Annotated in this window: 4 protein-coding genes and 1 pseudogene; 3 read left to right on the forward strand and 2 right to left on the reverse strand. The window is 37.9% G+C overall.

Annotated features, from left to right (window positions below):
• Positions 1–700, reverse strand: a pseudogene (locus tag QZ265_RS06950) (exopolyphosphatase); the annotation flags it as partial.
• Positions 701–1,125: 425 nt separating this feature from the next.
• Here QZ265_RS06950 and QZ265_RS06955 point away from each other — a divergent pair.
• Positions 1,126–1,314: a hypothetical protein gene (locus tag QZ265_RS06955; protein WP_296404721.1), complete on the forward strand. Its 189-nt coding sequence runs from the start codon at positions 1,126–1,128 to the stop codon at positions 1,312–1,314.
• 280 nt (positions 1,315–1,594) lie between these two features.
• Here QZ265_RS06955 and QZ265_RS06960 read toward each other — a convergent pair whose 3' ends face one another.
• Positions 1,595–2,917 carry an MFS transporter gene (locus QZ265_RS06960; RefSeq protein ID WP_296404723.1) on the reverse strand — a complete coding sequence of 441 codons (1,323 nt, stop codon included), beginning with the start codon at positions 2,915–2,917 and terminating at the stop codon, positions 1,595–1,597.
• Positions 2,918–3,175: 258 nt separating this feature from the next.
• Here QZ265_RS06960 and QZ265_RS06965 point away from each other — a divergent pair, with 258 nt between their 5' ends.
• Both QZ265_RS06965 and QZ265_RS06970 read left to right on the forward strand, forming a co-directional pair.
• On the forward strand, positions 3,176–6,577 hold the full coding sequence (locus tag QZ265_RS06965; protein ID WP_296404725.1) for a BamA/TamA family outer membrane protein: 3,402 nt from the start codon (positions 3,176–3,178) through the stop codon (positions 6,575–6,577).
• A 275-nt stretch (positions 6,578–6,852) separates the two neighbouring features.
• Positions 6,853–11,868, forward strand: a complete 5,016-nt coding sequence (locus QZ265_RS06970) for a translocation/assembly module TamB domain-containing protein (RefSeq protein WP_296404727.1) — start codon at positions 6,853–6,855, stop codon at positions 11,866–11,868.
• The last annotated feature ends 81 nt before the right edge of the window (positions 11,869–11,949 follow it).

An 11,949-nucleotide genomic window follows, 5' to 3' on the forward strand; every position in this document is an offset into this window, starting at 1 on the left:
ATAAAGATTTTTTTAATAAGGGCGCTCTATAATCAATAACGGCCAAAGCTGCGCCACTAATAGGGCCTAGCATCATAGCCACTAACATAGCGCCGATAACCACTGCTGCGGAATTTATTACCAGCCCATAGCTGGCAATTATGGCAGAAAGCGCATTCATAATAAAATACATACGACTAGGCAGAGCGTTTGCTTCTATATCTACCCGCACACCAGGGTAGTCGATAGAAACTTGGCTTTTTTGCTCAGCCAAAAATTGCTTATAAGATTCAAGCTGTGCTTCTTTTTCTATTTTTAACTTTTCTTCCTTAGATAGCTCATCAGAACTTTTGAGATAAAGTTCAGCATCAATGGTATTAGAATTTTTACTATGCTGTATGATTTTATCGTTATCGTTATCTTCAGTGGTGCATAGACTAACGGATATGGACTCAGTAGAGGTGTCTGCACTAATTTCGTCTAACCTACTGTTTTTAGCTTTAGGGTCATCCAATACTATTGCTGACTCTTCTTGCAAAGAAGCTACAGCCACATTCATCAAGGGTTCATTAATATAATCTGCATCAATAATGATGAAAGGACAATGACGATGGATTTTCTTATTAGGAACAACCTTAAAGTTGCATTGAGTTAAGTCGAAATCTAATGCCTGTGGTACAAATTGGAAGTAGGGCACAGGAATAAATGAGACTTGCGACATGTAATAGCCTTTATCAATTAATAATCCAACCATACTATCTATAGACAATATTAAAACTATAGATAGCACTCAACTAACTATAGACAACAATCAAAAAACATTTATCATCAATGATGAAAACATTTGCTAATACTAGCTATTTGAATAGCGTCATCAAGCCTTCTTAAATCATAACATTTTAATTGCAATTTTTCTTCAAGATAAGCCGACTATAGATGTTAAAGAATTTTTGTAAAAACCCTTAAAGAAAGTAAGGTTTTAGTGTATAACTATATGTAGATAACTATTACATTAAATTTAACAATCTTAATAGATAGTTGTAAATCATGAGTGAATTAAACTTATAGATCCTTACAATCTTTTAGATAGTTACAAACTAATAGATAGTTATAAACCTATAATCTTTATAAAGTGGGAGGTTTAATATGAACTGGCAACTGCTTAGTATGATATGGAGTATGACAGCTACTGTGATCATTGGTGTGCTTATGGTTATAGCTTTAGTGATAGGATATGACGGCATTCCACATATTATTAGTACGGCTGTTGTAGGGGCTTTAATAGCCATTCCGGTAGCTATTATGCTAACCAAACGTATCAATCGTATAAGATAATTTATCCTGTTAAATAAATTCATTTAGCTTAATTTCATTGAGCTAAAGTTAGTTTAAAGCCCATAAGTAGCTATTGTTAATAATCAAATTAATTTAACAATCATAGTTAATCCCTACAAGTATTGAATCAGCTAACATTTGATTGTAATCATAATACCTTAATATAAATCAGTATTAAAAAAGCCAACTCTAAGGATTGGCTTTTATTCATTTATAACATTACTTAATTAAATTTTTTAATTTGTGATAAAACGAATTATAGGTGGCAAAGCTGCTTAAATTACGTAATTAAGGTGTCTTCTTGGATCTGCATAGCGTCTTTATATTTATTTAATTTAAAATATAAAAATACGCCAAATACAATGTTAATTAAGCCCGTGATGAAGAACAGTTGCGGTAAAGATAGCTTTAGTAAGTTTAAAATCACAATAGCAAAAATGGCAGAGGTCACCATAAATATCGCATTAAAAATATTATTGGCACCAATAACACGAGCTCTATGACTGATAGGCGAGTAGGCCTGCATGGCTGCATAAAGGGGGACAATGTAAATACCTCCACTAAACCCTAAAAAGAATAAATCTGCAAATACGCGCCAACTTCCATTAACGTTAGAAATTTCACCGATACCCAATAAAGCGGTAGTATTCACATTTAACGCAGATAGTGAAAAATATAAGTCAATGGCAAACAAACTCAGACCTGCAATACCAAAGGGTAATAATTTAAAACTAACTTGGTTTTTGGTTAAGGTTTTACAAAGTAAGGACCCAGTCGCCACACCAACAGAAAATAGAGTTAATAGAAAAATAACCACTGATTCATTACCATTTAATATTACTTTACTAAACTCAGGCGTCTGAGTTAAAAAAGTAGCCCCATAGAACCAAAACCAACTATTACCCATAATGATAAAGAACAACAAAGGCAACGAATATAGATACTTAATGGTATCCATACTGGTGCTCCAGATGTTCCAGTTGACTTTAAGATCAGGTTGAACCGCTGGCATGTTCGGAATGAATTTACTTGATAGTAGACCGAGTGCAGCGATTAATAGTGCCATGGCACTAATCCAGTATAAGTGATTGTCCAATTGGGTAAATAAGCCTGCCACCATCATGCCTATTAATATAGACAGTGAAGTGCCGGTTTGAAACAACCCATTGGCACCTACCAATTCATCTTTATGCATCGCTTGTGGCAAATAAGCGTACTTTATAGGACCAAAGAAAGTAGATTGTACGCCTAATAAAAATAGAGCTAAAAATAACAACCAGTAAATTTCAAATATGAGACCAAAGGCTGCAAATACCATAATGACAAGTTCTAACAGTTTGATATACCAGGTAAGCTTTGATTTCTCGTATTTATCAGCCAATTGACCAGCCAGCGCAGAAAATATGAAAAAAGGTAAAATAAACAACATGGCGGCTAAGTTATTGAGTAAACTAACTGAAGATCCAAGTTTGGCTGCAGCGCTATAGGTCAAGACTAATAATAAAGCCTGTTTGAAAAAGTTGTCATTAAATGCACCCAAAAATTGAGTAAAAAACATTGGGGTGAAACGACGGCTGCGAAAAAGCGAAAATTGTGATGCCATACACCGGCTTCCTAATATAATTTCAATTTAATTTTAATCCATTAAGGATTAAATCTAATTGGAGATTAAATATATTTAAAGATTTAAATTATTTAAAGATAAGTATAATAGCCACAATTTATCACAACTAAGTTAAATTTGTTTTTTTTGATTATAAAATAGCATTTGCAGCAAAATCACATTTGCAGGATTAAGGTTAAGACGTTAGTCTATAGTGAAGAGTCCTTTAAGTAATCTAGCATAGATAAGAGAGCAGTAATGCCTAACATGAATTGCAATGGGGTGCTAGCGAAGCGGCTAGCTAAAAGACAGATATCAATTCAAGGTAATTTTTACAAGAGCGAAATCGGTATTAAAACCCTGCCTTTTCGCTATTCTAAACTTGCATATGGCTTATCAGTCTGCCTCATGGCTCAAGCTTTTGTTACAACAGTAGCTTATGCGGAGGGACCGACGAAGCCTGCAAGTATTGAAAACGAGCAATACAATCCGAATTTAGCTCAGTCTAAAGTACAGTCGCAAGATCAACTTGATGAAGCGCTTATTGCCCTAAAATTAAAAAATGCAGTCGAAAAAGGATTGATTGACCCTAGTGTGCTTGAGGACTATCAGCGCGAAACATTAAACTCTCCAATATCTAAACCTTTCAACTCTAATCAGACTAAAAAAAACAATAGTAGCAAAAGCGCATTACCTAAAAAAATTAATGAAAATGAAAATAGTGAAGAGATTTTTGAACGCGTGTTCTCTGATAAAGGACTACAGACTGATAGCAAGGTTGGTGAAAGTTTGGCAAGTGCGCCAGTAATGCAATCACCACAGCAAATCGAACAGGTTCTATCTCAAGTTGCCACCGAAGTTTCTCAAGGATTTGACAAACCAGTAGCACGACTAGACTCAACTCAGCCACCAATAGGTTTTGACACCAAGCTTGATGTCACCACACAAATAACCCCAACTAATCAAGATACATTAGGAATTCAGCTTGACGATCCTAGTAACGACTATGACACTAAAGAGCAGTTAGAGGCGACAAAGCCGGTTTATCAGGCTAAAGACGTTACCGTAAACCCTGATAAAGGTGAGGCCAATGCTGCAGAAACTGCTGCACTACAAGCGGTAAAAAACACCCCCATCGGCAAGGTTGAATCCAGCGTCGTAAACTCTGATAATGAGATTACAGAATCAGTAGTCGTTGATGCACAGCAAAAAAATGGTCAAGATTCAGGGATTAATCCTGACGATTATTTGCCAGAGTACCAATTGCCAGAGCACCAAGGCGATCCCAATCAAGATTTAACATCATCGGTTGATTCAAATGAAGATAAGGGCTTTGATGATACAAAAGCCGAGCCTGGATTTTTCAAGGGATTATATAACCGTTTGTTTAATGATGGCTATGCTGCTCTACCAAGAATCAAAGCAAAGATTTATATGCAGCAAAATAAGGGAGCATCTCAAACTAATCCCAAACTAATCGAAGCAGATAAAAACACTCAACCTGCGACAAATATTAAAGCGGCGATGGAAAATATTACAGTTCAGTCTATCTCTGACTTTACTGCAGTTACTCCAAAACTGCATCAAGAAGCCTTGAATGCGGCACAAGCTGTCGGGTATTATGACATTAAAATGAGCTTTAAACGAGTTGGCTCCGATCAAGTAGCAGTTATTATTGAACATCTTGGTGATCCAGTAAAGGTTAATAGCCGAAATATTGATATACGTGGCGAAGGCGAGGCTTTGACCGAGTTTAAGGCTATTCAAAAAGATGCGCCGCCTCAAATAGATGAAATTTTTAATCATGGTGAGTATAAGCAAACCAAACAGCGCATTGAAACCACAAAGGATCAGTTTGGTTTCTTTGATGGTCAATGGCTGAACAAATCAGTAGATATCATTCTACCGGATAATACGGCTGATGTGGATTTGGTCTATGACACAGGTAAGCGCTATCATTTTGATAATGTGATATTTTTTACAGTTGATAAAGAGACTGGGCAGTTAACTACAGATCCCGATAAACTCCCGGTTAAAGCAGAGTTATTGCATCAGTTGCATAAATTCAAAGTTGGAGATGAGTTTTATGGGCCAGACGTCACCAAGTTTACCAATGATTTATCGGCTACCCGTTATTTTAACTCTGTAAACGTTGAAACCATTAGACCTCAGGTTAGTAATGCCACCTTGGGTTTTAACAATACAGATCAAAAATCCGACTCAGCTAATAAGGATAACACGCCTTTAGTTGCTGATGGATCAGATGTGCTTTATGATAAAAATGGTAATCTTATAGACCCACAAGCCTTGACTGGAGGCAGTAGTGAGTTCGCTCCTATTGAATATTCAGTGGATCAAGAAACAACTGACAAGCTTCAAGAAATCACTGCTAAAGCCGAACGTTTATCACTTCTGCCAGATGATAGAGTACTTGATGAAACTAAAGACGAATCTAAAAACTTACTGGGTAAAATATCAAATGCTATAAGTAATACAGTACAGAAAATTTTCCCCGATGAAAAAGATCCTCTTTCAAATACTAGCAATTTACCAAAGGATTTATCCAAAACCGTTCTGGCCAATCGTAAAACACCACAGGAGGTGGCCGAAAGTAAGTCAGTGCCTTTATATGTGTTTGTAACTGCTGATAAGCCTAGAGATGTAGACTTAGGTATAGGATATGGTACGGATACAGGAGTTCGTGCAGTTGCCCGTATGGAGCACAACCTAATTAATCGGGATGGGTATCAAGCGGGTATCAGTGTCGGCGCTTCAAAAATCAATAAATCAATCAATGTGCATGCCAGCCGTCCTTGGAAGCATCCTTTAGACGATACACTGAAAGCCAATATCAGCTATGAGCAAGAAACTATCAATCAGGGTGAAGGTAACTTGGATCTAGATACCACCACCATTAAGGCGGGTATAGCACGTAATATACGTAGTGATACTGGGTGGAATCGGACTTATTCTCTACGTTACCGTCAAGACCAATTAGAAAGTGGGGTCACTGGTACAGATCGTCAAAAATTACCCATTCCCTTTAACCGTGAAGGGGCGAAGTTTGATCAAGAAGCATTGTTATTGGGTTATCAGTTAGATAAGACAGTGTCCGACAGTGTCACGAATCCTACCAAAGGATGGCGCCAATATTATTCTATTGAAGCAGGTTCAGAGAGTGCTTTAACCGATACCGATATGGCCATTGCGAGAGCTGGCGTGAGTGGAGTATATAGCTTTGGTGAAATGAAAAAGCATCAAGTTGTTGCAAGTTTAGATGGTGGTTATATCTGGGCAGATGATTTTAATAATGTGCCTTATAAACTTCGCTTCTTTGCTGGTGGCGACCGTAGTATTCGAGGATACGATTATAATAGCCTGTCTGCTCTTGAAAATGGTTATTTAGTAGGCGGACAAGTCTTAGCTGTAGGAAGTGCAGAATACAATTACGAGTTTAAGCCTGGCCTAAGAGGCGCTGTATTTGCTGATGTGGGTAACGCTTATGATACCAACTTTGAGGCAGATACCAAATTAGGGGTTGGCTTCGGGGTACGCTGGGCATCTCCGGTAGGTATGGTTCGATTAGATTTAGCGGCAGGGGTTTTAGAAGATAGCATCCCTGTTCGACTCCATTTCTTCATTGGGTCACCGCTACAGTAGGTGCTATCTTTTAAGTAAGCATTGAAGACTTATTATAATACGGTTACGATTCATTGATTTACTGAAATATTACTTCATGTCATTTATGAAAGCAGGCTGTTAAACTTTAACTATTTCAAGTTTTGTTCGAATGTATTTGAAAATTAACTATTAAGTATTCATTGCTAGATTAATTTACGTTATAAATTGTTCGGTAGGTTTTTTATTTAGCTACTGAGCAGTATTTTTATTAAGCTTTATTAGGCTTATCCTATATAAAACAAGTTACTAAGCCCATGACCCTTTCGCAAGCTCCTGATCCTAATCAACAAAAAGACCCTGCTCAGCGAGATGCTGAGCGGCTTAAACACCACTATCCTTTATCATTTTTGATAAAGTTATTGGCTTTGTTGTTGATGTTGTTTCTAATCATATGTATAGCTTTTTACATTATGGCAGGAACCGAAAGGGGCACTAAGTTTATTCTTGAAAAAATAGTTTCAGAAACTGGGGTTAAGTTAAAGTATCAAGAGGGCAACCTACTTGATGGGGTAAAAATAAAAGATATTACTATGAGCGCGTCAAAAGATGTGGATGTTCATTTTTTAAATACATTCGTAAAAGTTGGTTGGCGTGCACTATTTGCTAGACAGGTACATTTACGTGATGCAGATATTGAAACTATCGTCATCGAAAACCGCATGCCGCCCTCTGGTGATCCGTTCAAGTACAAAAAATACGAGCTACCGGTTGATTTACGTTTTGATAAAGCGCATATCAACAAAATTATTTACAACCAAGCTCAAAGAGATCCTATTGAAGTTACGAATATTAGTGCAATAGATTTATATTGGATAGGTACCAAAGTCAATGTAGGTCGAGGCAACTTGCAGTACAGTGATATTGTTAAAATAGCTGATTTAAATGGATCTGTCACTCTAGAAGGCAATTATCCTTTAGATTTATCAGCAGTTGCGACTGTAAATAAACTACAAAAAGTCTATGTCGATCCTATCGAAATTAAGGCTAAGGGTAGCGTAAAACGTACCTATGGCGAGATTCATAGTAAATATAACAACAATAATGTCGACGGTGTATTTACTGTTCAAGGTCTAGATGACAATGCGCCGTTTGAAGCCAAATTAAATTGGGATAAAATTGACCTGCCATATGCTGAAGGTCAGCAAATTCGTCTCACCAACGGTATGGCTACTGCCTCGGGTGTCATCTCTGATATTGACTTACGTATCAATAGCGATTTAGTAGCTAAAGACATTCCCAGTGGCCATTATCAAGCTCGTGCCGATATTATTGATACCAAAAAAATGCTGATACAGCAGTTAACTGCCACGACACCAGAAGGTAATTTATTGGCCAGAGGCGTGCTTGACTGGGATAAGGTATTTACTGCCAAAGCCATGCTTTATAGTAAAGATTATAAGGTACGGGGTTTACTGCCAAAAAATGCAGCGCCTTACGCCCCAGAATATTTAGATGGCGAGCTGGCTGTGGTATATCAATTGCGTAATAAAGATAACCTGATGCAAATCAATTCCAATCTTCAACAACGTGATGGAGAGCAGATTAAGGCAAAAGTTGTTCAAGGTGCCAAGCCAAAAAATCCTCGATTTAAATCGCCTTGGTATGTAGATGCCAGTTGGAAGAATTTACGTCGTAATAATGTGCCTCAAGTTGGTGATATCGACAGCCCTAGTGGTGTAGCTGATGTTACGCTGCGAGATGAAAGACTGTGGGTAACCGCAAACGCTGAGATCAATAAACTAAATATTGCGCCTGCTGGTGACTATCAAGTTAAACTGAATAAGTACGGCAATAAAATTGACCTACAATACTTAAATTACGATGGGGTTATAGGGGATTTGGCCGGTAAAGGTAGTATTTTATTGGCAACCAAAAACTCGCCTTTAACATGGAGCATTGATGCTAAAACCAAAGAGTTAAGACCCCAAGTGTTTAATGACTCAATTCCTGTTAATCGTTTGGAAGGCAATATTAACGCTACAGGTAAAATGATAGATGTTTCTCGTCGTATAAATGGCAAGCTGATTAAAGGTCAACGTCACGTATTAACTATCAATTCAACCGACTTATCTTCAATATTAACTACTAAAGTCAATTCTACTAATCCTAAAACAGGCAAAAAGTCTTCAGAAAATCGTTATGTGGATATTAAGGGACGTGGTGATGGCGTAGTTGATGTGCTCAATGGATCTTTACAAAACTTTGATGCCAGGTTTAACGGTAAGGTAGCGACTCAAGGGGTACCAAAGGGTATCTTTATAGTCGATGCCAATGGCACAACGAAGAATATCAATATCAGAAATTTTAAGCATACTGGTGAAGCAGGTGACGTAACTGCATCAGGCAATGTGAACCTAATAGATGGTATTAACTGGAATATTAAAGCAAACACCAATCGCTTTAACATTGGATTCTTTGCTCCACAAACGTCAGGTATTATTACTGGTGACTTACAAACATCAGGTAAATGGCGAGACAATAAAACCAAGCTCGGAGATTTACGTGACTTTAACGTAAAATTTAATGGTTCAATCGATACGCCTCAATTGCCAAAAGGTAAATTGATCATTGATGCTGGCGGTGACGCGCATTCTATTAATATTCGTAATTTAAGTCATGTTGGCGAAGCAGGCAGTATTATAGCAAAAGGTAAGGTGGATGTTAGAGATGGCATCGCTTGGGATATTAATGCGGTTATGGATGACTTTAACCTAAGTTATTTTGTCAAAGATGTGCCGAGTAACATTACTGGCAAGTTATCTAGTACAGGTTTATGGAAAGATAGCATACAGCGTATTACTTTAGATAATATGGCATTGCGTGGTGAAATAGATGGCCAGCCGCTATTGGCTCAAGGTAGTCTTAAGACTACCTTACACCTGCCTAAGAACATGAATCAGTATTTTGCTGTATTAAAATCAAATGATACCAATGGGAAGGTTCAAAACGTTAAAAGTGTCGTTGAGACCTTAAATGCTAATAATTTGTTATTAAAATGGGGTGACAATCAAGTAGTTGCTAATGGCAATGCTGAGCATCTTGAGGCCAAAGTAGGTATTCAAGATTTACGTCAGATTAATAAAAACTTTTCGGGCTCTGTATTAGGCGGTTTTACTTTAATTCAGGATAAAGGACAAGCTTTGCCTACTATCTACGTTGATCTAACGGGTGATAAGCTGGCACTACCTGGTTTCCTATTAGATAAGGGTGTGATAAAGGGGAAGATTGTAGATTTAGCTAAGCGTCCTAGTACTTTGGTTGTTATGGCAAACGGTTTACAAGCATCCGGAAGTAAGTTTGAAAATATATATGCGGTATTTAATGGCACTGAGCAAGATCATACTCTAACGCTTAAAGGCGATACCACCAATGCTAACAATGAAGTTGGGCTACAAGCTACTATAAAAGGGACACTTGACCGTAAAAATAATACGTGGCGTGGGGTGGTCGGGGATGGTCAAATATCTACTAAATTTGCCACTCTGGCCCAAAGCCAACCTGCGCAATTGATTGTCTCTTATGGGGGTAAAACCCCTGAAGTACAATTAGCTGCTCATTGTTGGGAGGCCATTGACCAGACAGGTAAAATTTGTTTACGTGAGAATTTAATTGCTTCCACTACTAAAGGACAGGTTAATTTAGCCATTCAACAAATTGATACCTCTTTATTTGCACCCTTTATGCCAAAAGATCTTAGTTGGCAAGCAAGCCTGAACGGTAAGGCCGTCGTTGAATGGGGCAAAGGCATCAAACCTGTTATAAATGCTACTTTATATTCTGATAATGGTAAATTTGGCATGATTCAAGAAGGTCAAGATAAGCCAATTACGGTAGGTTATAAGCGCATTTCAGTTATTGCTAGATCTTTTGAGGAAGGTCTAAAGCTACGAACTGATATTGACAATGGAAATGGTGCTAAAGGATATGCAGATGTCGTGATTGATCCTTACAAGGAAAATAAACCACTATCTGGTGCTTTAGTACTAAATGAGTTAAATTTAGCCATTTTAAAACCCTTCTTCCCTGGCATGCGCAGACTTGAAGGTAATATCACTATGGCAGGTGGTTTAGGCGGTACACTAAAAAGCCCTGTATTCTATGGAGATGTAAATCTTAGAAATGCCACAGTAGCAATGTTAGACTTACCGATCAATCTGACAGATATTAATGCTAAAGCCAAGATTAGAGGTCAAAAGGCTAGCCTAGAAGGTACTTTCTTAAGTGGAGAAGGCAAGGGCGAACTATCAGGTACAATAGATTGGCAGCAAGAATTACAAGCTAAATTGAGGGTAACAGGCGAGCGTTTGGTATTGACTCAGCCGCCTTTACTGTATGCAGAAGTCAATCCAGATCTTAATATTATCGTTAAGCCTTTACAGCAGTATGTCAATATAGTGGGTGCGGTCTCTGTTCCTACTGCAACCATTAGACCACCCGAAGCTAATGAAAAAGTAGTGACTAAGTCTGATGATGTAGTGGTATTAAACCGTGCACTTATTGGTAATATTGAAGAGGTTTTGGCTATCTCAAAACCTTGGTCGATCAATGCTGACATTGGTGTAGATTTGGGTAAAGATGTTTATTTCCGAGGCTTTGGAGCAGTCCTACCGTTAGCGGGCGCTATACATGTTACCCAAAAAGGACAGGGCGTAATGAATGCCTTAGGCGTTGTCCAAGTTAGTCGTCGTAGTACTATAGACGCATTTGGTCAAAATCTTGAGCTTAACTATGCTCAGGTACGCTTTAATGGGGACGTAACCAACCCACGTGTAAGTATCGAGGCGGATAAAGAAATCGAAGGTCGTACCGTGGGCGTAAGAGTAAAAGGTAGAGTTTCAGAACCAAATATCGTGGTATTTAATGACGCAGGTTTAACTCAGCAGCAAGCTATGAATGCGCTTGTAACGGGTCGTATTTCAAATTCTGGCGCGACACAGATCAGTGAAGAAGGCTTTAAGTCTGAAGTAACCAATAACTTAGCTGCTGCGGGTTTAAGTTTGGGATTAACAGGGACACGTGGACTAACTAACAGTATCGGAAATGCTTTTGGTCTTGAACGACTAACAATTGACGCATCAGGTACAGATAGTGATACCAATGTGAATGTTACTGGTTATATTACCCCAGATTTATATATTAGGTATGGGGTAGGCGTATTTAATTCGCAAAGTACCTTATCACTGCGTTATCAATTGACCCACCGTATTTATATAGAGGCTACTTCGGCAGCGGAAAATGCAGTGGATGTGGTTTATAGTTTTAATTTCTAACTAATAAAATAATTCTATTAAATAAAGCTTAGATTAACACATGAAGTGCAATATCAAATGACAGGTGAAAAAAAGACCTAG

This window comes from Psychrobacter sp., from assembly GCF_018260395.1.
Taxonomy (GTDB): Bacteria; Pseudomonadota; Gammaproteobacteria; order Pseudomonadales; family Moraxellaceae; genus Psychrobacter.